We start from the raw sequence: 21,459 nt of genomic DNA on the forward strand, positions 1-21,459 counted from the left end.
GAGGCAGCCGAGCATGGGCTCGGCTCTACAGTAGATCCACGCCACGCGCGGATGTGCATCGGTCAAAGTTCGCGGACCAACACCCCGTCGCGCAATCTGTACTGCGTATCGACCACGCCTTGAGGCAGATCATCGTGGGTGATCATCAGCAGGCTGCGCCCGTCCAGCAACCCGGAAAGGTCCTGCAACAACGCGCGTGCGGTATCCACGTCGAGGCCTTCGGTCGGTTCGTCCAGCAGCAGGATCGGCGCATTGCGCAGCAGCGCACGCGCCAGTGCCAACCGCCGCGCCTGGCCGGCTGACATCGTCGCGCCGTTCTCGCCCACCCAGGCCTGCAGACCGCCGTTGCGCTCGGCCCATTCGCCCAGACGCACGCGACGCAGCACCGCCCACAACGCGGCGTCGCTGGCATCGGGATCACCAAGGCGCAGGTTCTCGGCCACGCTGCCGGCAAACACCGGCGCGTTCTGCGGCAGCCACGCCAGTTGCCGGTGCCAGTCAGCCTGGGCGAAATCACGCAGATCGCGGCCACCGTAGGTCAGCCGTCCCTGCTGCGGATCCCACAGCCGCAGCAGCAGGCTGGACAGCGTGGTCTTGCCGCTGCCGCTGTCGCCGCGAATCGCGATGCGCTCGCCCGGCGCCAGGGTCAGATGCAGGCCGGACAGCACCGGCCGCGCCGCACCGGGCCACTGGAAATGCACGTCATCCCACTGTACGCGCGCGGCCTGCGGTACCGGCTGCGGCGCCTGCGGATCGTCCACCGTCGGCGGTTGCTCGACGATGGCCTGCAACCGATCGGCGGCAATGCGCCCGGACTGCAGCGACTGCCAGGCCAGGCCCATGCCGGCCCATAGCTCGATCAACGCCACGGTCAGGAACACCAGGCCCGCGGCCATCTCCGGCGCGATGCGCTGCTGTTCGGCCGCATGCAGGGCCAATGCCAGCATCGCCACCAGCCCCAGCCCGGCGACCAGACCGTGCAGCGTCGACGCCGCGATCAGGCGCCAGCGGCGGCGGCGATCACGCGAGGCCAGCTGCTTGGCAGCTACGCGTACCTTGAGCTGCCAGGCCGCATCGGCGTGCAGCGCGGCCAGGTCACCCGCACCTTCCAGCCCTTCGAATGCAGCGGTACGCAATGCGGCACGATGCGCGGCACGGTCGGCCTCCTCGTCGTCATGGCCACGCACGCCCAGCCACGGCACGCCGAAGGCGATCAGCAGCGCCAGCACCGCCATCAGCACCGCAGCCGACGGCAGGATCAGTGCCGCCGAAACGATCGCGACCAGCGACAATCCGCCCAACGCCACCAGCGGCCCGATCGCACGCACCAGCAGGCCGTCCACTTCACCGATATCGCCGAGCAGGCGCGCCAGAAGGTCGCCGGTGCGCGTAGCCCCCAACCGTGCGGGTGCCAGCGGCAACGCGCGGCGGAAGAACCACACGCGCAGGTCGCGGGCGATGCGCAGCGTGGCGTCGTGGCCGACCAGCTTCTCGAAATAGCGCGACACGATGCGCGCCATCGTCAGCCCGCGTATGCCAGCGGACGGTGAAAAGAAGTTGAAGCCTTGGCCGAGGCCGGCCGCGCCAGCCAACGCGGCGGCGGTGAGGAAGCCACCGGACAGACCCAGCAGAGCGGTGCCGGCCAGCATGGTGGTCCACAGCAGCAGCACGGTGAGCAGCAGGCGCGGCCGATGGCGCAGGAACACCGCGCGCAGCGAATCAGGCGAACGGCTCATGCGCGCACCGCCTGTGCCGGCTCGACCAGGCGGCCTTCCGGCAACAGCAGGCAACGGTCGGCCCAGGCGATCACCGCCGGGCTGTGGGTGGCGACCACCACGCTGCGGCCACGTGCATAGGCGGCCAGGCTGCGCAAAAGCGCCGCTTCGGTATCGGCATCGAGGAACGCGGTGGGTTCGTCCAGCAGCAGCACCTGCGGATCGCGCAGCAACAACCGGGCCAGGCCGATACGACGGGCTTCGCCGCCGGACAGGCCGAAGCCACGTTCGCCGATCACCGTGTCCAGGCCCAGTGGCAGGCGCTGTGCGAACTGCAGCACCTGCGCGGCCTCGGCCACCGCACGAAGACGCGCATCGCTGGCACCCGGATCGGCCAGGCGCAGGTTGTCGGCAATGCTGCCGTGGAACAGGTAGGGGCGCTGGCTGGCATAGGCCACCTGCACACCGGGACGCAGCTGCAGCTTGCCGGCGCGCGGCGGCAGCCAGCCGGCCAGCGCTTCCAGCAGGGTGCTTTTACCGGAGCCGCTGGGACCAACCAGGGCCAGGCGCTGGCCCGGCTCCAGCCGCAGGTCCAGATCCTGCAGCACATCCTGCGGCGCGCCCAGCGGGCGCAGCACCAGCCCTTGTGCCTGCAGCGGCGGCAAGGCGGCCTCGGCCGGCTCCACCGCCAGAGGTGCAACCTCGTTCTCGATCAGGCCCTGCTCATCGGGCAGCGACTGCAGCAGGCGCTCCACTTCGGCGGCGGCGGCCAGTGCATTGGCGCGATCATGGTAATGCGCGGCCAGCCGTCGCAGCGGCGCATAGAATTCCGGTGCCAGCAGCAGGCAGAACAGCCCCGCACCCAGCGTCGGCACCGCTGCATGCAGCGACATCATGCCAAGATAGCTCAGGCCCAGGTACAGCGCCACCATCGCCACGCTCACCGAGGCGAAGAATTCCAGCACCGTGGACGAGAGGAAAGCGATGCGCAGAACCTTCAGGGTGCGCACGCGCACGCCTTCGGCAGCCGCCTCGATCCCCTCCAGCTCAGCGTCGCCGCGGCCATACAGGCGTAGCAGGCCCAGGCCCTTGATGCGGTCGGCGAAATGGCCGCTCATGCGTGCCAGCTCACCCAGCTGCGCGCGGCCGGCCGCTTCGGCGCCCCAGCCCACCAGCATCATGAAAAATGGCACCAGCGGCGCAGTGAACAGCAGGATCAGCGCCACCACCCAGTCGACCCAGGCGACAGCGGCCAGGATCAGCAGCGGCACCACCACCACTTCAGTGCGCACCGGCAGGAAGCCGCTGTAATAGCTCTCGATCGCATCACCGTGATGCAGCATCAGTTCGCCCAGTTCGCCGGTGCGGCGCTGCCGCAGCCACAGTGGGCCGTGGCCCAGCAGGCGTGCGAACACGCGTTCGCGCAATGCCAGGCGTGCGGCGTCGGCCACGTCACCGGCAGCCGCCTGGGTGGCGCTGCCCAGCAGCGTGCGCAGCACCAGGATCACCGCCAGCCCACCCAGCGCTGGCAGTCCCGAGGCCAGCGGCACGCGCTCCACCAGCACCTGCTGCACCAGCCAGGCGATGGCGGCAGCCTGGCCGATCAACAGCGCGCCGGACAGGCTGATGCACAGCGCGGCCAAGCGCTGGCGGCCCCGGGCGGAGCGTGCGAGGTCGGCCAGCCAGGCCGTGCGCACACGCCGCTGGCGGGCGGTTTCAGCTTCCGGGGACAGGCCGTCAGGGGTCGTTTCGGCAGCGCTCAAGAGGTCTTCACGGGCAACGGGGGAGACACGGCATTGTAGGCGCAGGCAATAGCCCGCCCCTGCGGCCGGCGGTCGCAGTCTTCATCAGGTTGGCATACGATCAACCGGGGCACCTGTTCATACATTGATCTGGATCAAGGCTGTTTGAAGTAGTCGGTCACATCATTCACGTCGTAGACCACCCTTCCCGCCACCTGCAACGGCACTATCCAACGAGGTAGCCAGGCCATGATTGATCAGACAGTCGTAGAACTGTCGCGGCTGCAATTCGCGCTGACCGCGATGTACCACTTCCTATTCGTACCGCTCACCCTCGGCCTGTCCTTCATGGTGGCCATCATGGAGAGCGTGTACGTGATGACCGGCAAGGAGATCTGGCGCAGGATGACCCTGTTCTGGGGCGTCCTGTTCGGCATCAACTTCGCCATGGGCGTCGCCACTGGCATTGTCATGGAGTTCCAGTTCGGCATGAACTGGTCCTACTACAGCCACTACGTGGGTGACATCTTCGGTGCGCCGCTGGCGATCGAAGGCCTGATGGCCTTCTTCCTGGAAGCCACCTTCGTCGGCCTGTTCTTCTTCGGCTGGAATCGCCTGAGCAAGGTCAAGCACCTGATGGTGACCTGGCTGATGGCGTTGGGCACCAACCTGTCGGCGATCTGGATCCTGGTCGCCAATGGCTGGATGCAGAACCCGACCGGTGCGGTGTTCAACACGGAAACCATGCGCATGGAAGTGGTCGACTTCATGGCGGTGGTGTTCAACCCGGTGGCGCAGGCCAAGTTCGTGCACACCGTCAGCGCCGGCTACGTGACCGGTGCGGTGTTCGTGATGGCGATCAGTGCCCTGTTCCTGCTGCGCAACAAGCACAAGGACCTGGCCCGACGTTCGTTCGCGGTGGCCGCGGCGTTCGGCCTGCTGTCCTCGCTGTCGGTGGTGGTGCTGGGTGACGAGAGTGGCTACGCCGCCAGCGAACACCAGAAGATGAAGCTGGCCGCGATCGAAGCGATGTGGGAGACCGAGCGTGCGCCGGCCGACTTCACCGCCTTCGGCATCCCGAACCAGGACACCCACCAGAACGACTACGCGGTGAAGATCCCCTACCTGATGGGCCTGATCGCCACCCGTTCGTTGAACCAGCCGATTCCGGGCATCCTGGAACTGGTCGAGCGCGCCGAACACCGCGTGCGTGGCGGCCAGCTGGCCTACGGCGCGCTGGAACGCCTGCGTGCGAACAAGAACGACGTCGAAGCACGCGAGATGTTCGACCGCCACTGGCAGGACCTGGGCCACGGCCTGCTGCTCAAGCGCTATCGCGATGACATCCTCAACGCCACCCCGCAGGAGATCTCGCAGGCGGCGATGGACACCGTGCCGCGCGTGATGCCGCTGTTCTGGACCTTCCGCGTGATGGCCGGCCTCGGCTTCTACCTGATCGCCTTCTTCGCACTGGCCTTCTACTACTCCTGCCGCAACAACTTCCAGGACAAGCGCTGGTTCCTCAAGCTGGCCGTGTGGACGCTGCCGGCACCGTGGATCGCGATCGAGTGCGGCTGGTTCGTGGCCGAGTATGGTCGCCAGCCGTGGGCGGTCGATGGCGTGCTGCCAACCTTCTATGCGGCATCGGGGCTGGCCCTGCATGAAATCGTGCTCACCCTGGCCGGCTTCACTGCCATCTACACCGCGCTGATCGTGGTCGAGATCAAGCTGATGCTCAAGGCGATCCGCAAGGGTCCGGACGAGCTGCTGCCATCGCTGCAGTCGCCCCAGCCGCATGCTTCCCACAATGCCTCGGCGCCGGTCGCCGGCCAGGCCTGAGGCAGGAGAACCAAGATGGATTTCATTCTTCTGGACTACACCACGCTGCGCGTGATCTGGTGGCTGCTGCTTGGCATCCTGCTGATCGGTTTTGCCGTGATGGATGGTTTCGACCTGGGCGTGGGCACCCTGCTGCCCTTCGTCGCCCGCACTGACGCCGAACGCCGCCGGGTGATCAACACCATCGGCCCGGTCTGGGAAGGCAACCAGGTGTGGCTGATCCTGGGTGGCGGCGCCATCTTCGCCGCCTGGCCGCCGCTGTACGCGGTCAGCTTCTCTGGCTTCTACCTGGCGATGTTCGTGATCCTGTTCGCCCTGATCCTGCGCCCGGTCGGCTTCAAGTTCCGCAGCAAGATGCCCAGCGAACGCTGGCGCAACACCTGGGACTGGGCGCTGTTCATCGGTGGCTTCATCCCGGCGCTGATCATGGGCGTGGCAGTGGGCAACGTGCTGCTGGGCGTGCCGTTCCATTTCGATGACAGCATGCGCATCTTCTACACCGGCTCGTTCTTCGGCCTGCTGATGCCCTTCGCGCTGCTGGCCGGCCTGCTGAGCGTGTCGATGCTGGTCGCCCACGGTGCCGCCATGCTGGTGATCAAGACCGACGGCGCGGTGGCCGAGCGTGCCGCCCGATTCGGCAGCATCGCGGCGATCATCGCCTTCGTGCTGTTCGCAGTGGGCGGCGCCTGGGTGGCCTTCGGCCTGCCGGGTTACCAGATCACCTCGCAGGTGGTTACCGATGGCGCCACCAATCCGCTGCTGAAGACCGCCGAACTCGGCGCCGCCGGTGGCTGGATGCGCAACTACAGCGCGATGCCGGCCACGATCCTGGCCCCCCTGCTCGGCCTGGCCGGCCTGCTGGCCAGTGCGGTGCTGCTGCGGGCCCGTCGTGGTGGCCTGGCCTTCATCGCCTCCGGTGCGGCCATCGCCGGCATCATCCTGACCGTCGGCTTCGCCATCTTCCCGTTCCTGCTGCCGTCCTCGAGCCAGCCCACCTCCAGCCTGACCGTGTGGGATGCCTCGTCCAGCCACCTGACCCTGTGGATCATGCTGCTGGCCACGGCGGTGTTCCTGCCGATCATCCTCGCCTACACCACCTGGGTGTACCGCGTGCTGAAGGGCAAGACCACCTCCGAAGAGATGGGCAACAACCCCAACGCGTATTGATTGCTTGCACGTGTGCCGACCAACGGTCGGCACCTACCCGGAATGAAGGAGACTGATCATGTGGTATTTCGCCTGGATTCTCGGTGCCGGCCTCGCCTCGACGGTGGCCATCCTCAACGGCATGTGGTTCGAAGCCCGCGAGCAGAACCGCATCGAGAACGAAAATCGTCGCTGAGATGTAAAAAGACCTTGCCGCCTTGGCCTTCACACGGTATCTTAGGCGGCTCCTTCGGGGTGTAGCTCAGTCTGGTAGAGCGCTACGTTCGGGACGTAGAGGTCGCAGGTTCGAATCCTGTCTCCCCGACCACTTCGGTGGTCGCATTGAAGCCTGGTGATGTCGCCCAGGCTTTTTTGTTCCCTGAAGTGGCACCGCTTTTGCGGTGTGAAGAAAACAGCGTTCACCCCTTGCCGCCATCGGGATGAATCGCTAGAATAGGCGGCTCCCTTCGGGGTGTAGCTCAGTCTGGTAGAGCGCTACGTTCGGGACGTAGAGGTCGCAGGTTCGAATCCTGTCTCCCCGACCACTTCGGTGGTCACCAAGAAGCCTGGAAGACATCACTGTCCTCCGGGTTTTTTTGTACCAGGCGCCAGGCCTCCCGCATGACGGGACCTTGCCAGGCAGCGCACGTACAATGGCCGCGCTGCCGGCCCGCCAGCAGCCCCTCCCCCACCTGCCGCTTCGGCGTAGACCGATGCCGGCGCTGCATGCCATTGCCCCGGCGTGCGACACCTGCAAGGACCACCGATGAGTTCCTCCACTTCCGATTCGCCGTCGCTGCTGCACGGTCGTGTCCTCGCGTTTGCCGCGATCCTGCTGGCAGCGGTCAACCTGCGCACTGCGGTCACCTCGATCACCCCGCTGCTGGACGTACTCGGCCAGCAGTTCGGCTTCGGCACCACCATGACCGGCGTGCTGGGCATGCTGCCGACCGCCTCGTTCGCGGTGTTCGGCGTGGCCACGCCGACGCTGGCGCGGCGCCTGGGCCTGGAGCGCACCACGCTGCTGGCGATGGTGATGGCGATGGCTGGCCTGCTGCTGCGCTCCAGCGCCGGCAACGTCGGCACGCTGCTGCTCGGTTCGGTGCTGGCACTGGCCGGCATGGGCATCGGCAACGTGGTGGTGCCGCCGCTGGTGAAGCGCTACTTCGCCAACAAGGTCGGCACCATGAGCACGCTCTACATCAGCGTGCTGCAGCTGGGCACCATGCTGCCCGCATTGCTGGCGGTACCGGTGGCCAACGCCGCTGGCTGGCGCGTGTCGCTGGGCATGTGGGCACTGCTGGCACTGGGCGCAGCATTGCCGTGGCTGGTTCTGGCCAGGCGCGCACCGAAGCCGCAGGCAGATGCCATCGACCCGACCGCACAGCCGCATGGGAAAGTCTGGCGCACCTCACTGGGCTGGAGCATGACGCTGATGTTCGGCATGACTTCGCTGATGACCTATTCGATGTTCACCTGGCTGCCACGCATCGTGGTCGAGGCCGGCGGCACACCGGCCTTTGGTGGCGTGATGGTGGCGGTGTTCTCGGCGCTCGGGCTGCTGCCGTCGCTGGTCATTCCATCCATGGCAGTTCGCATGCAGAACCCGTTTCCGCTGGTGCTGATCGGCTTCTTCTCGTTCGTGATCGCCTTCACCGGCCTGCTGCTGGCACCGATGAAGGCCCCCCTGCTGTGGGCGTGCCTGCTCGGCGTCGGTCCATCCACCTTCCCGCTGGCGCTGACCCTGATCAACCTGCGCACGCGCACCCCCACCGGCTCGGCGGCACTGTCCGGCTTCATGCAGGGCGTGGGTTACAGCTTCAGCTGCCTGGGGCCGTTCCTGGTCGGCTGGCTGCATACGGTCAGCAACGGCTGGACGCTCCCGTTCAGCTTCCTGTTCGGCTGCGCCACCCTGATGCTGTGCGCCTCCTGGGTGGCCTGCAAGCCGCGCAAGCTGGAAGACCTCTGGTAAGCCGCGCAGGGCCTCGCAACCGGCCCCACCTACCGCTCGTCAGCCCGTCCGCGCATTTTGACGCCGGGCTGACAATTCCGGGCGGATAGTGCCCACGAATGCCCATCCTTGCCGCGTGCCGGCATCGGGCATGGGGGCGGCAGCGCCGCCCAGGCCACCATTCGGTGTGCGGGGGATTCTCGTTTCAGGCAAGACATTGCAGGTCGCTGTCCGGGTTTGTATCCGTCCTTGCTGGACGGGAATGCACGAAGGGAGTGACGCGGGCCACGGCCACGCCAAAAACTGGCATGTGATATGCGTCACATTTTCACCGGTTGTCTGGTCAGGAAGCCAAGGGGGTCCCCAATGGTCGTCCACCGCCGGCTGGCGCTCTGCGTCGGCCTTGCCTGCACCGCCCTGGCCTGGGCCAGCGGCGCCGCCCCGCCTGACCGCGAGGCGGCCTTGGCCGAGATCGGCCGCTACCGCGACCAGGCCCGCTGGCTGGATGCCCTCGGCGCGATCGAGCGCGCCAGCCAAGAGCAACCCAACGACGACCTGCTGTTCAAGCTGCGCGTACTGACCCTGGGCGACATCGGCAACGCCTGGCGCGCCTGGGAGCTGTACCAACAGCGCCCGCAGCTGTTCGACGCTGCACAGAAGCAACGCATCGAAGGCGACTACCTGGCCAAGCGGGTGGTCTGGAGCCTGGCCTACAGCAGCAGCGAAGTCAGCCGCCTGGAAGAAGCCGAATCGACCCTGGCGCGCATGCAGCGCTACCTGGGCAGCGAAGGCACCCCGCCCGCGCAGGCGCCGCTTCGCGTCCGCATGGACCGGCTGATCCTGCTCAACCGGCTGGGCCGCCATGCGCAGGTGCGCGAGGAAGCCCGCGCACTGCAGGCCGAAGGCCATGCCCTGCCCGACTATGTGCTGCCTGCGGTCGGCGATTCGCTGATGAGCACCCTGCACCCGGAAGAAGCCATCCCGGTGCTGCAGGCGGCCGTCGCTGGCGATCCGGCGCGCGACGCTTCGCATTCGGAACTGGCCTACGCCTACCTGGAAAGCGAGCAGCAGGAAAAGGCGATCGACCTGCTGCAGGCATGGCGCGACAAGGAACCAGCGTGGCGCTGGAGCAATGGCAAATCCCCATACGCGAACTGGTCGCGCTACGAAGCTGACCTCAACCTGGCGATGGTACGCGCCTACAGCGGTGACCTGCCCACCGCGCAGCGCGACCTGGAATCAATGGTGGAGATCGCACCGGGCAACGGTGGACTGCAGAGCGCGCTGGGCAGCGTGTACATGATGCGCGGATGGCCACGCATGGCACTGCAGCGCCAGCAGATGGCACATGCGCTGGACCCTCGCGACATCGAGCCGCGGCTGGGCATGGAGGAGGCCTACGTCGCCCTGCAGCGCGATGACCTGGCAAGGCCACTGCACGACGATCTTGTCGCACGCTACCCGACCCAACCCGCCGTCGAACGCATGGACCAGGCCTGGCGGGCGCATCGCGGTTGGCAGCTGAAGGCATGGACCGACATTGGTCGCAGCTCCGGCGGTGGCGGCACCTCGCCGCTGGGCAACAACGACCGTCACTACGGGGTCGAAGTGCAGACACCGGTACTCGACGACCGCTGGCGGTTGTTCGCCTTGGCCGACAGGCGCTCGGTCGACTTCCAGGACCAGCGCATCGACCCGCTGTGGCTGGGCGCGGGCGTACGCTACCGCTTCGGCCAGCTGGATGCGGAAGCGGCGGTACTGCGCGCCAACGACCACATTGGCGATACCGGCCTGCGCATCGGCGTGGGTTGGCAGTTCAACGATTACTGGCATGCCGGGCTGGTGGCCGCACGCAATGACCCGGAAGCCTCGATGCAGGCGCGCGTGGCGGGCATCACCGCTGACAGCGTGAGCGCGCAGGTCGACTACCGGCGCAGCGAGCTGACCCACTGGATGTTCGGCGCCAGCCGCTTCCGCTACGACGACGGCAACCACCGCGAGCTGTTCAGCACCAGCATCGAACAGCGCCTGCTGACCCGCCCGCGCTGGTTGATCGACGGCCTGGCCAGTGCCTACACCAGCCGGGGCAGCCGCGACGACGCGCCCTACTTCAACCCGAAGCGCGACCGCATGGTCGAGATCGGGCTGCGCATCGACCAGCAGCTGTGGCGGCACTACGAGCGCCACTTCCGGCACCGCCTGACGGTCTCGCTGGGTGACTACTGGCAGGACGGCTTCGGCAGCGCTCTGGTCCCTTCGGTGTCCTACATGCACGAATGGCAGCTGGGCCAGGGCCGCGTGTTCGAGTACGGCGTGCGCTGGTCGCGGCCGGTCTACGACGGCCACCGCGAGCGTCATATCGGCTTCGAAGCCGCACTGCGCTGGGGAGAGTGACATGGCCCGCATCCTGCGACTGATCGTGCTCCTGCTGCTGGCCGCCACGCCGCCGGCGTTCGCGCAGCAGGCCCTGCATCTCGATGCCACTGACAACGGCCTGCTGATCCTCAGCTACCACGACATCCGCGACCGGGTCGCGGCCAAGGGCGATGCCGATACCTATGCGGTGAGCACGCAGAACTTCGCCGCACACCTGGACTGGCTCGGCGCGCATGGTTATCACCCGGTCTCGCTGTCGCAGGTGATCGACGCCTCCCAGGGACGCGCCACGCTGCCACCGAAACCCGTACTGCTGACCTTCGATGATGGCCTGCGCAGCGTCTACGACAAGGCGTTCCCGCTGCTGCAGGCGTACCGCTACCCGGCGCTGGTGGCAGTGATCACCGATTACGTGGACATGGCACCCGGGCGCACGATCGACTATGGCTACCGGCCGTTCGGCCACGATGACTTCGTTACCTGGGCGCAGCTGAAGCAGATGCACGACAGCGGCCTGATCGAAGTGGCCAGCCATACCGACGACCTGCACCACGGAGTGCTTGCCAATCCGCAGGGCAATTCGACGCCAGCGGTGGTCACCCGCATCTACCGGCCGGCCACGCGCAGCTACGAGAGCGAGGCGCAGTACGAGCAGCGCCTGCGCGCCGATCTCGGCCGCAGCGTGCAGCGCATCCAGCAGCATCTGGGTGTGCGCCCGCGCGCCATTGTCTGGCCGTACGCGGCCTACAACCAGTTGAGCAACGACATCGCCGAACAGCTGGGCATGCCGGTGTCCTTCGATCTGGAAGGCCGCAGCACGCCAGTGGCCAGCGACCTGCATGGGCTGGCGCGCTTCCTGGTCAGCGACAACCCGACCGTGGAGGGCCTCGCCTACGAGCTGCGGCGCGACGTTGCGCTCGACGGCATCCGCGCGTTGCAGGTCGACCTGGATGATGTGTACGACCCGGACCCGGCGCAGCAGGGGCGCAACCTCGATGCGCTGATCGAGCGGGTCAAGCGCATCTCGCCCACCCACGTCTACCTGCAGGCGTTCGCCGATCCGGACGGCAACAACACCGCCGATGCACTGTACTTCCCCAACCGGCACATGCCGATGCGCGCGGACCTGTTCAGCCGGGTCGCCTGGCAGCTGAAGTCGCGCGCGGGGGTGAAGGTTTACGCATGGCTGCCGGTGCTCGGCTTCGAGCTGCCCGACCCCGTGCAGCGCAAGGCACTGGCGATCCACAACGGTGATGCCGACGGCATGTACCGGCTGGACTTCACCAATCCGAAGGCACGCCAGATCATGCTCGACATCTACGAGGATCTGGCCGTCAATTCGTATTTCGAAGGCCTGCTCTTCCATGATGATGGCTACCTGCGCGACACCGAGCTGCCCACCTTGTCGGCCGGTACGGACGGCAGCGCACGCACACAGGCGCTGATCGACTTCACCCTGGCCCTGCGCGACAGTGCGCAGCGTTGGCGGCCGAAGCTGGCCATGGTGCGCAACCTGTACGCGGAGCCGGTGCTGCGTCCGCAGAGCGAGGCCTGGTTCGCGCAGCGCCTGGACCTGTTCAACAAGGCCTACGACCAGACCGCACTGATGGCGATGCCGTGGATGGAAGGCAGCAGGCATCCGGAACGCTGGCTCGACCAGCTGCTGGCCGCGGTGCGCGCGCACGATCCCCAGTTGCAGCACACCCTGTTCGAACTGCAGACCGTCGATTGGCGCAGCGGGCAACCGATTCCCGCCGAGCGGCTGCGCGCGCAGATCCGCCAGCTGCAGGCGCAGGGCGTGCACCACTTCGCCTGGTACCCGGATGACTTCATCGCCGGCCAGCCTTCCACCCATGATGCCCGCGCGGCGATGTCCGCCGGCAACTTCCCGTACCCGGAGAAGTGACATGGACATGCATCCGCTGCTGCAGGTCCTGTTCCAGTTCGCCTTCTACTACCCGATGGTGATGGCGTTCTTCTGGATGTCGGGCGGCCTGTATTACTACTTCCGGCGCGAACGCCATTCGCGCCCACGCAACGACCCGCCGCTGATGGTCGATCCACCGTTCGCGAGCCTGTTGATTCCCTGCCACAACGAGTCCGCGAACCTCGACGACACGCTCGGCGCGGCGCTGGCACAGCGCTATCCGGCCGACTACGAGGTGATCGCCATCGACGATGGCAGCAGTGATGACACCGGCGCCCGGCTCGACGTGCTGGCGGCGAAGCATCCGCGGCTGCGCGTGCTGCACCTTGACCGCAACCTCGGCAAGGCCAACGCGCTGCGCATGGGTGCGCTGGCGGCCCGCTCGGAGTACCTGGTGTGCATCGATGGCGACGCGATGCTGGAGGAGCACGCGCTGCACTGGATGATCTGGCACCTGGTGAGCGGCAACCGGGTCGGCGCGGTGACCGGCAATCCGCGCATCCGCAACCGCTCCACCCTGCTCGGACGCCTGCAGGTGGCCGAGTTCTCGTCGATCATCGGCATGATCAAGCGCGCGCAGCGCGTGTACGGGCGCATCTTCACCATCTCCGGAGTGATCGCAGGCTTTCGCCGCACCGCCCTGCACCAGGTCGGCTGGTGGTCGGACGACATGGTGACCGAGGACATCGACATCAGCTGGCGCCTGCAGCGGGCGCATTGGGACATCCGCTACGAACCCAACGCGCTGTGCTTCATCCTGATGCCGGAAACGCTGAAGGGCCTGTGGCGGCAACGGCTGCGCTGGGCGCAGGGTGGCGTGGAAGTGATGCTGCGGCATGCGCGTTCACTGCTGCACTGGAAGGAGCGGCGCATGTGGGGCGTGCTGCTGGAGTACGTGCTGAGCGTTATCTGGGCCTACACCATGTTGTTCATCGTGGTGCTGTGGGTGCTGGGCAAGCTCATCGACATGCCGCCGCAGCTGTACATCGCCAGCCTGCTGCCGCAATGGCATGGCGTGATCCTGGCCCTGGTCTGCCTGATGCAGTTCGCCAGCAGCCTGATCATCGACCGGCGTTACGAAACACAGATTGGACGCAACTACTTCTGGGTCATCTGGTACCCGATGGCGTACTGGTTGATCAGCCTTTCCACCACCCTGGTGGCGTTGCCGAAAACCCTGCTGCGCCGTCGCAGCAAGCGCGCCACCTGGACCAGTCCCGATCGGGGGATCCGATGAACGCACAACGCCCGTCCAACCGCTTCGACTCGCGGATGATCCGCAAGCCGCATCGCCAACCACGCTTCCAGCGCACCGCCTGGGGCTTCGTCACCCTCGCGTTCTGGGGGTTCTACTTCTACCTGTGGGCACCGTTGGTGACCCTGCTCTCGTGGCTGATCGGCGGCCAGCTGGCCTGGCAGCAGCTGTACGAGCGCAAGAACCAGTTCGACCCCTATGTGCTGGTGGCGCTGCCGCTGATGCTGCTGTGTGCCAGCGTGCTGCTGATCGGCTGGGCCGAGTACAACCGCGCGCGCTTCCGCGGCCACGACCGGCGCCTGCCGCGGCCGCTGGCCAGCCTCAACGAAGTGGCCGCCGACCTGGGGGCCAGCACCGGGCTGGCCGAGCGCCTGCTCGGCTGCAAGGCCGCCACGCTGCACATGGACGATCACGCGCGGCCGATCGGCATCCGCCGCGAGGTGGTGTGACGCCCCGGTAGTCGCCGCCCCGGGTCGGCGCTTGCTTTGGTAGCTGCCGATCCTGGTCGGCGCTTGGGCCTGGTGGGCGCCGACCTTGGTCGGCACCGGGGTCTACCGCGAAGTGCATCCGCGCATCGCGTGGATCTACTTGCGCGTCTGCCCTTCGCCGCGCACGACAAATCGTTCGACGGTGAGTGCTTCCAGGCCCATTGGGCCGTACGCATGCAGGCGCGTGGTGGAAATGCCGATCTCGCTGCCCAGGCCCAGCTGGCCACCGTCGGAGAAGCGCGACGAGGCATTGACCATCACTACCGCCGAGCGCAGCGCAGTGACGAAGCGCTCGGCATGGCCGGCGTCTTCGGTGGCGATCACTTCGGTATGGTCGGAGGTATAGGCACGGATGTGCGCGATGGCCGCATCGAGGTCATCAACCACGCGCACGGCCAGCACCAGGTCGAGGAACTCGGCAGCGTAGTCGTCTTCGCTGGCGGCGGTGCTGCCCGGCAGCAGCGGCTGCGCGTTCGTGTCGGCGCGCAGCTCCACGCCACGCTCACCGAGCGCCTGCGCCACGCGCGGCAGGAAGGCTTCGGCCACATCACGATGCACCAGCAGGGTTTCCAGCGAGTTGCAGGCCGACGGACGGCTGCATTTGCCGTCCACCAGAAGGTCGATGGCTTTGCCGAGGTCGGCGCTGGCATCCACGAACAGGTGGCAGACACCCTTGTAGTGCTTGATCACCGGCACCCGCGCATGCGCGGCAACGAAGCGGATCAGGCCTTCGCCGCCGCGCGGAATCGCCAGATCGATCAGTTCATGCAGCTGCAGCAGTTCCAGCATTGCTTCGCGGCGCAGGTCGGTCAGCACGGTCACTGCCGCCACCGGTACGCCATTGGCCTGCAGGGCGCCGGCCAGCGCCTGGGCGATGGCGGTGTTGGAGTGGATCGCTTCGGAACCACCGCGCAGGATCACGCCATTGCCGGCCTTCAGGCACAGCGCGGCCGCTTCGGCGGTCACGTTCGGGCGCGCCTCGTAGATCATCGCGATCACGCCCAGCGGCACGCGCACCTTCTGCACGCGGATGCCGTTTGGACGCACATCGTCGCGGGTGATCTGGCCGACGGGATCGGGCAGCGCGGCGACCTCTCGCACGGCTTCGGCCATCGCGAACAGGCGTGCCGGGTCCAGCGCCAGGCGGTCGAGCATGGCACTGCCAATGCCCTTCTCGCGCGCAGCGGCAAGGTCGCGCGCATTACCGGCCAGGATCAGCCCGGCATTCACTTCCAGTGCCTGGGCCATCGCCAGCAGCAGCGTGCGGCGCGTCGCACTGTCGAGGCCGGCAACGGTCTGGGCCGCGTCACGGCAGGCACGCGCCTGCGCTTCGATGTCGCTCATCGGCGAGTCCTTCAATCCGGTCATGGCAGCACCAGGTCGTCGCGATGGACGACGCTACCGCCGTAGTTGTAGCCCAGCACGGCCTCGATGTCGCGCGAATGGCGGCCGGCGATCCGGCGCACATCATCGGCCGCGTACTGGCTGACTCCGCGCGCCACGCAGACGCGGCCCTGTGGCGCGTTCCAGCACACCTGCACCATGTCGCCACGGCGGAACATGCCCTCCGCGCCGGTGATGCCGCCGGGCAGCAGCGAGGCGCCCTTCTCGCGCATCGCCTGCGCCGCGCCGGCATCGATCACGATAGCACCCTCGACCAGCGGCGCGTGCCGCAGCCAGTGCTTGCGGGCCGCCTCACGGCTGCGCGCGGCGTGGATACGGGTACCGAACAGGCGGTCCTGGGCCAGCGCGCGTACCACGTCACCGCTGCGGCCATTGAACAGATAGGTTTCGATGCCGAGACGTCCCGCCTTCGCTGCCGCTTCCAGCTTGGTCCGCATGCCGCCGGTACCGGCGCGCGAGCCGGCGCCGCCGGCCATCGCCAGCACCTCGTCACTCAGTTCCGGCACGTCGTGCAACGGCCGCGCATCGGCCACGGTGCGCGGGTCGGCGCTGTACAGCCCGTCGATGTCGGTGGCAATGAACAGCGCATCGGCATCAACCAGCGCGGCCACGGTGGCGGCCAGGTTGTCGTTGTCGCCGAGCTTGAGTTCGTCCACAGACACGGTGTCGTTCTCGTTGACCACCGGCAACGCGCCCAGCCGCAGCAGTTCGTTGAGCGTGGCGCGTGCGTTGAGGTAGCGGCGGCGGTTGCGCAGGTCGTCATGGGTCAGCAGCACCTGCGCCACCGGGCGCTCGAAGAAGCGCTGCCAGAGCCCGATCAGCTGGGCCTGGCCAAGCGCGGCCAGCGCCTGCCGTGCCGCCATCGCCGCGCCGGGCTCATCGGCCCGCGGCAGGATCGCGCGCCCGGCCGCAACCGCGCCGGAGGAGACGATCACCACCTCACGTCCGGCCAGTACATTGGCAGAAACGAACTGTGCCAGGCCCAGCGCGTGGCGGGGCGACAGGCCGCCGCCATCGGCGGCGAGCAGGCTGCTGCCCACTTTCAGCACCGCACGCCGCCACGGCGGCAGCGCCTGTTCCGGGAACGGCGAAGCGACGTGGCTGGCATGCAGAGTCATCAGTCAGGGCCTCAGCGGGTGTTCCATTCGTGCACGGTCAGGTCGGAGGCATGCATCGTCACCAGCGGATCGGTGGCGACGATGGCCTGCGCCTGCGCCAGGCTGTCCACGTTGCACAGCACATAGGCGCCACCACTGCCGTCGGCGAAACCACCAGTCAGCTGCAGCTTGCCCTGCGCCTGCAACGCATCGAGGAAATCGCGGTGCGGCTGCACCGCTGCATCGTTGAAGTCCAGCCGGCGCATCGCCATCACCAGGTAGACAGTGCCCGCCATCAGGACAGCGCCTGCCAGCGCGCGCGCAGTTCGTCCAGGCGCAGGTCGGCGGCCGAACCCGGCGACACGCGCGCGGCGAGGCTGCCTTCCGGGGTACGCCCCTGCCCTGCACTGTCGGCACCGGCAGCTGCGGCCTTGTAGGCCTCGCGGAACGGCACGCCAGCCACCGCCGCTTCCACCGCAACGTCGGTGGCATACATGCCCGAATCAATCGCCGCGCGCAGCTTGTCGTCACGCCATTCCAGATTGGCCAGCAGCGCCGGCAGCAGTTCCAGCGCGGCCAGGCCACGGCCGAAGCCGTGGAAGATGGCCCCCTTGGACGACTGCAGGTCGCGATGGTAGCCGGACGGCAGCGACAGCAGCTGCTCGATCTCGGTGCGCGCAGCGGCGACGCTGGCGTGGGTGGCACGCATCAGCTCGATCACATCCGGATTGCGCTTGTTGGGCATGATCGAACTGCCGGTGGTGTACTGCGCCGGCAGCGCGACGAAGCCGAACTCGGCGCTGGTGAACAGTGACAGGTCCCAGGCAATGCGGCGCAGGTCCAGCGTGGCGCCACCGAGCGCTTCCAGTGCAGCCAGCTCGAACTTGCCACGCGACAGCTGCGCATAGATCGGCGAGATCTGCATGCGCGCGAAGCCGAGCGCCGCCGTGGTGTGCTCGCGGTCCAGCGGCAGGTTCACGCCGTAGCCGGCAGCGGTACCCAACGGATTGGCGTCGACCAGCGCATGGGTATCGCGGGCGCGGATGGCGTTGTCGATGAAGGCCTCGGCCCAGCCCGCCCACCACATGCCGGCCGAGGACACTACGGCGCGCTGGATGTGGGTGTAGCCGGGAATCGGCAGGTCCTTCTCGGCCTGTGCGCGGTCCAGCGCAACCTTGGCCGCTTCGGCGCTGAGCTGTGCCACGCGCTGCAGCTTCTCCTTCAGCCAGAGGCGGGTGGCGACCAGGATCTGGTCGTTGCGGCTGCGGCCGGTGTGGATCTTGCGGCCGGCATCGCCGAGGCGTTCGGTCAGGCGCGCTTCGATCGCCGAGTGACCATCCTCGTACTGGGTATCGAGCACGAAGCGGCCTTCGCGGAAGTCCTGCGCCAGGATCTCCAGTTCGCGCAGCAGTTCTGCCAGTTCATCGGCGCTGAGGATGCCGATGTGCTGCAGGCCCTGCGCATGCGCGGCGCTGGCAGCGATGTCATGCAGGAAGAACTCGCGGTCGAGGATCACGTCGTCGCCGGCGAGGAAGGTCTGGATCTGGGCGTCGACGGCGACGCCGGGCTTCTGCCAAAGAAGGTCTGCCATGGGGGCTCCGGAATGCGTATTCAGTGCGGGATCGACGTCAGTTCGTCGATGCCAAGCGCGAGGTTGAGGTTCTGCATGGCCTGGGTGGCCGCGCCCTTCAGCAGGTTGTCCAGGGTCGCCACCACCACGACCCGCTTGCCACCCGGCGCGAGCGTGAAGCCACCGACCTGGGCACCGTGTCGGCCGGCGATACGGCTGACCCACGGCGCTTCATCCACCACGTCGATCAGGGGTTCGCCGGCATAGGCCTGCTGGAAGCGCTCGACGATCTGTTCGCGGGTCTGCACGCGGTTCAGCCACAGGTTGGCGGTAAGCGTGATGCCCCGGAAATGCGGCGCGACATGTGGCATGAATTCAACAGCCACACCCAGCTGCACCGACACCTCCCGCTCATGCACGTGGTTGGTCAGCGCGTAGGGCATCAGGTTGTCGGCCAGCAGTTCGACGTTGTTCTTGTCCGACGGCGTGGTACCGGCGCCGGAGTAGCCGGAGACACCGAAGCACTGCGGCGGACCGGCCAGCAGGTCCAGCAGCGGATGCACCGCCAGCTGCATCGCCGTGGCATAGCAGCCCGGGTTGCTGATGTGCTTCTGGCCGTTGTAGCGGCCGCGGGTCAGCTCCGGCAGGCCGTAATACCAGCTGTTGTCGAAGCGGTAGTCGGCCGAGAGGTCGACGATGACGGTGTCCGCCTTCGCCGCCTCCAGCGCGGCCACGAACGGCGCGGCCAAGCCGTTGGGCAGGGCCAGGATCACCGCATCCACGCCCTTGGCCGCCACTGCGTCGGCGTCCAGGTTTTCGTACTGCAGCTCGCCCTGGAATTCCGGGTGGTGGTCGGACAGGCGCTGCCCGGCGCGCTCGCGCGAGGAGACGAAAGCCAGTTCCAGCCGCGGATGGGCGGCCACCAGCTTGATCAGCTCGGCGCCGGTATGGCCGCGGGCACCGACGATGCCCAGGGTAAAGGTCGAATCGTTCATGCGTGACTGTCCAGGCGGTACTGCAGGTGGCGCTTCACGCCCTGCCATTCCGCATCGATGATGGAGAAGATGACGGTATCGCGCGGCGTGCCATCGGCATGCCGCTTGTGGTTGCGCAGCACGCCATCCTGCTTGGCGCCCAAGCGCGCGATGGCGGTGCGCGAGGTGACGTTGAACCAGCTGGTTTCCAGTACCACGCTGATGCAGCCCATGGCCTCGAAGGCGTGCTGCAGCAGCAACAGCTTGGCTTCGGTGTTGGCGCCGGTGCGCTGCACGCGCGGCGTGTACCAGGTGTAGCCGAGGCTGAGCCTGGGCACGCTGGCATCCATGTCGTAGAAGCGCGTGCTGCCGATGATGTCACCCGCCGCATCACGGATCACGAACGGCAGCACCTTGCCTTCGCTCTGCGCCTGCACCGCGGCCCGCACATAGGCCTCGGCCTGTTCCGGCGATGGCACCTGGGTGTACCAGAGCTGGTCCAGGCCGCTGCCTTCAAGCGCATCGCGCAGGCCGGGCACGTGCTCCATCTGCAGCGGCTGCAGGGTTACGTGCTGGCCGCGCAGGGTAGGAACCGTGTTCCAGGCATCGAGGTTGCTCATTGCTCAGCCCTGCAGGCTCGGGGTGCGCTGCGCGCAATGATCGACATAGGTCTTGATCCGGTCGATGCCATCGGCACCGAACCAGAATACCTTCCACTGATCCTGCTTGTAGCAGCCATCGGACTCGGCGTAGTAGAAGTGATTGATCGGGTTGCCATGGCGCGAGCGCCAGAACAGCTGCGGCGTTTCTTCCAGCATCACGTTCCAGACCGCACGGCCGAGGCCTTCGCCCTGTGCGTCGTCGAGCACGGCGAACTTGTCCAGGTACACGCCTTCGGCCTCGTCGGTGAGGATGACCGCGGTGCGGTAGTTCTCGCTGACGTAGGCGCGCAGCAGCCTGGTCTTCTGGAAATAGTCCGGCACCAGGGTGCGGCCGAAGCTGGATTCGATCAGGCCCTTCAGGCGCGGCAGGTCCAGTTCGTCCCAAGCGGTGGCGCGCAGCACTTTTTCGCCCTTGCGCACCAGCGTGCCCGAGCCCTTGTGGGTGAACAGTTCCTTGGCCAGGTCGGCCGGGCGGGTGATCGACACCGACGATTCCAGCGGCAGGCGATCGAGCAGATCCTTGATCTGTTCGATCTTCACCTTCATGCCGCCGTGGATCCACGGCTGCGCGATCAGGTGGTCGTACTCGGTGGACAGGTTGATCGAATCGATCACGTTGCCCGCCTCGTCCAGCAGGCCGCCGGTGCCGGTCAGGAAGATGATCTTGTACGGCTGCAGTTCCTGCACCAGCTCGTTGGCGGCGAAGTCGGCGTTGACGTTGAGGATCTGGCCACCGGCGGTTTCACCCAGGCTGGTGATGACCGGGATCGAGCCCGCACGCAGGCTGGCCTCGATCGGCGCCAGGTTGACCTTCTTCACCTCGCCGACCAGGCCGTAGGTATCCACGTCCAGGTACTCGGCCTCGAACACGCCACCGGTGATGGAGGTGGCGCGCGCGCCGTTCTGCTGCAGCGCCTCGACCAGGCGCAGGTTGGACTGCTGGAACACCCGGCGCACGATCGCCAGTGCTTCCGGCGAAGTCACGCGCAGGCCGTTCACGGTCTGCTTGTCGATGCCGGCCGCCGACAGCTCGGCATCCAGCTGCGGGCCGGCGCCGTGCAGCACGATCGGGGTCAGCCCGACTTCCTGCAGGAACGACAGCGAAGAGGTCAGCGCGTCGAGATCGTCGCGCAGCACCGCGCCGCCGACCTTGACCACGGCGAAGCGCTTGGCATCCAGCTGCGAAAAGCGCTTGAGGTACTGGCTGATCTCCTTCGCGCTGGCCATGCTGGAAAGCAGGCGCACGATGGTCTGGCGGGTCTGGCGGTGGGGCTGGAGGGCAGGAGACATTTCGGTTTCGTCGGAAAGGGAAG

At 67.2% G+C, this 21,459-nt stretch carries 17 protein-coding genes and 2 tRNA genes; 10 read left to right on the plus strand and 9 right to left on the minus strand.

The genetic code is table 11. The features are described from left to right. Positions 1-62: 62 nt before the first annotated feature. Both cydC and cydD read right to left on the minus strand, forming a co-directional pair. Positions 63-1,736, minus strand: coding sequence for a thiol reductant ABC exporter subunit CydC (cydC, locus tag AC5P7R_RS19205; RefSeq protein WP_134729921.1), 1,674 nt, complete (start codon positions 1,734-1,736; stop codon positions 63-65). Further along, a complete protein-coding gene (cydD, locus tag AC5P7R_RS19210) occupies positions 1,733-3,478 on the minus strand; it encodes a thiol reductant ABC exporter subunit CydD (RefSeq protein ID WP_227853543.1) in 1,746 nt (581 codons plus the stop codon). The genes cydC and cydD overlap by 4 nt, the downstream gene beginning before the upstream one ends. 228 nt (positions 3,479-3,706) lie before the next feature. Here cydD and AC5P7R_RS19215 point away from each other — a divergent pair, with 228 nt between their 5' ends. The 10 genes from AC5P7R_RS19215 (at position 3,707) to pgaD (ending at position 14,400) form a co-directional block, all read left to right on the plus strand. Then, positions 3,707-5,296: a cytochrome ubiquinol oxidase subunit I gene (locus tag AC5P7R_RS19215; RefSeq protein ID WP_021204641.1), complete on the plus strand. Its 1,590-nt coding sequence runs from the start codon at positions 3,707-3,709 to the stop codon at positions 5,294-5,296. 15 nt (positions 5,297-5,311) lie between these two features. Then, positions 5,312-6,463, plus strand: coding sequence for a cytochrome d ubiquinol oxidase subunit II (gene cydB, locus AC5P7R_RS19220; protein ID WP_058982786.1), 1,152 nt, complete (start codon positions 5,312-5,314; stop codon positions 6,461-6,463). Positions 6,464-6,521: 58 nt separating this feature from the next. Then, the gene (gene cydX, locus AC5P7R_RS19225) at positions 6,522-6,638 is read left to right on the plus strand and encodes a cytochrome bd-I oxidase subunit CydX (protein WP_021204639.1); all 117 of its coding nucleotides are present in this window, start codon (positions 6,522-6,524) and stop codon (positions 6,636-6,638) included. A 55-nt stretch (positions 6,639-6,693) separates the two neighbouring features. After that, positions 6,694-6,770 (plus strand) — tRNA-Pro (locus AC5P7R_RS19230). Between the two features lie 140 nt (positions 6,771-6,910). Then, positions 6,911-6,987, plus strand: a tRNA-Pro gene (locus AC5P7R_RS19235). A 221-nt stretch (positions 6,988-7,208) separates the two neighbouring features. Beyond that, complete coding sequence (locus tag AC5P7R_RS19240) at positions 7,209-8,414, plus strand: CynX/NimT family MFS transporter (RefSeq protein ID WP_227853542.1); 1,206 nt, start codon at positions 7,209-7,211, stop codon at positions 8,412-8,414. A gap of 345 nt (positions 8,415-8,759) precedes the next feature. Beyond that, a complete protein-coding gene (gene pgaA / locus AC5P7R_RS19245) occupies positions 8,760-10,787 on the plus strand; it encodes a poly-beta-1,6 N-acetyl-D-glucosamine export porin PgaA (protein ID WP_227853541.1) in 2,028 nt (675 codons plus the stop codon). A 1-nt stretch (position 10,788) separates the two neighbouring features. Next, positions 10,789-12,675: a poly-beta-1,6-N-acetyl-D-glucosamine N-deacetylase PgaB gene (gene pgaB, locus AC5P7R_RS19250; protein ID WP_227853540.1), complete on the plus strand. Its 1,887-nt coding sequence runs from the start codon at positions 10,789-10,791 to the stop codon at positions 12,673-12,675. Position 12,676: 1 nt separating this feature from the next. Beyond that, a complete protein-coding gene (pgaC, locus tag AC5P7R_RS19255; protein ID WP_021204194.1) occupies positions 12,677-13,933 on the plus strand; it encodes a poly-beta-1,6-N-acetyl-D-glucosamine synthase in 1,257 nt (418 codons plus the stop codon). Next, positions 13,930-14,400, plus strand: a complete 471-nt coding sequence (gene pgaD / locus AC5P7R_RS19260; protein WP_227853539.1) for a poly-beta-1,6-N-acetyl-D-glucosamine biosynthesis protein PgaD — start codon at positions 13,930-13,932, stop codon at positions 14,398-14,400. Before pgaC ends, pgaD begins: the two co-directional genes overlap by 4 nt. 135 nt (positions 14,401-14,535) lie before the next feature. On the opposite strand, the gene AC5P7R_RS19265 is transcribed toward pgaD, so the two are convergent. From AC5P7R_RS19265 to AC5P7R_RS19295, 7 genes are read right to left on the minus strand one after another with little or no spacing between them, the layout of a single operon-like run. Next, positions 14,536-15,807, minus strand: a complete 1,272-nt coding sequence (locus AC5P7R_RS19265; protein ID WP_495214141.1) for a glutamate-5-semialdehyde dehydrogenase — start codon at positions 15,805-15,807, stop codon at positions 14,536-14,538. Further along, on the minus strand, positions 15,804-16,961 hold the full coding sequence (gene proB / locus AC5P7R_RS19270) for a glutamate 5-kinase (protein WP_019660494.1): 1,158 nt from the start codon (positions 16,959-16,961) through the stop codon (positions 15,804-15,806). Before proB ends, AC5P7R_RS19265 begins: the two co-directional genes overlap by 4 nt. Before the next feature lie 11 nt (positions 16,962-16,972). Next, positions 16,973-17,236 carry a YciI family protein gene (locus tag AC5P7R_RS19275; protein ID WP_134729911.1) on the minus strand — a complete coding sequence of 88 codons (264 nt, stop codon included), beginning with the start codon at positions 17,234-17,236 and terminating at the stop codon, positions 16,973-16,975. After that, complete coding sequence (argH, locus tag AC5P7R_RS19280) at positions 17,236-18,531, minus strand: argininosuccinate lyase (protein WP_111102830.1); 1,296 nt, start codon at positions 18,529-18,531, stop codon at positions 17,236-17,238. The genes AC5P7R_RS19275 and argH overlap by 1 nt, the downstream gene beginning before the upstream one ends. Before the next feature lie 20 nt (positions 18,532-18,551). Further along, a complete protein-coding gene (gene argC, locus AC5P7R_RS19285; RefSeq protein ID WP_111102828.1) occupies positions 18,552-19,505 on the minus strand; it encodes an N-acetyl-gamma-glutamyl-phosphate reductase in 954 nt (317 codons plus the stop codon). After that, positions 19,502-20,104 carry a GNAT family N-acetyltransferase gene (locus tag AC5P7R_RS19290; RefSeq protein WP_111102826.1) on the minus strand — a complete coding sequence of 201 codons (603 nt, stop codon included), beginning with the start codon at positions 20,102-20,104 and terminating at the stop codon, positions 19,502-19,504. The genes argC and AC5P7R_RS19290 overlap by 4 nt, the downstream gene beginning before the upstream one ends. Before the next feature lie 3 nt (positions 20,105-20,107). Then, positions 20,108-21,436, minus strand: coding sequence for an acetylglutamate kinase (locus AC5P7R_RS19295; protein ID WP_021204188.1), 1,329 nt, complete (start codon positions 21,434-21,436; stop codon positions 20,108-20,110). Positions 21,437-21,459 lie beyond the last annotated feature (23 nt).

The sequence above is a fragment of the Stenotrophomonas sp. YJH_SMC_27 genome (assembly GCF_059369815.1).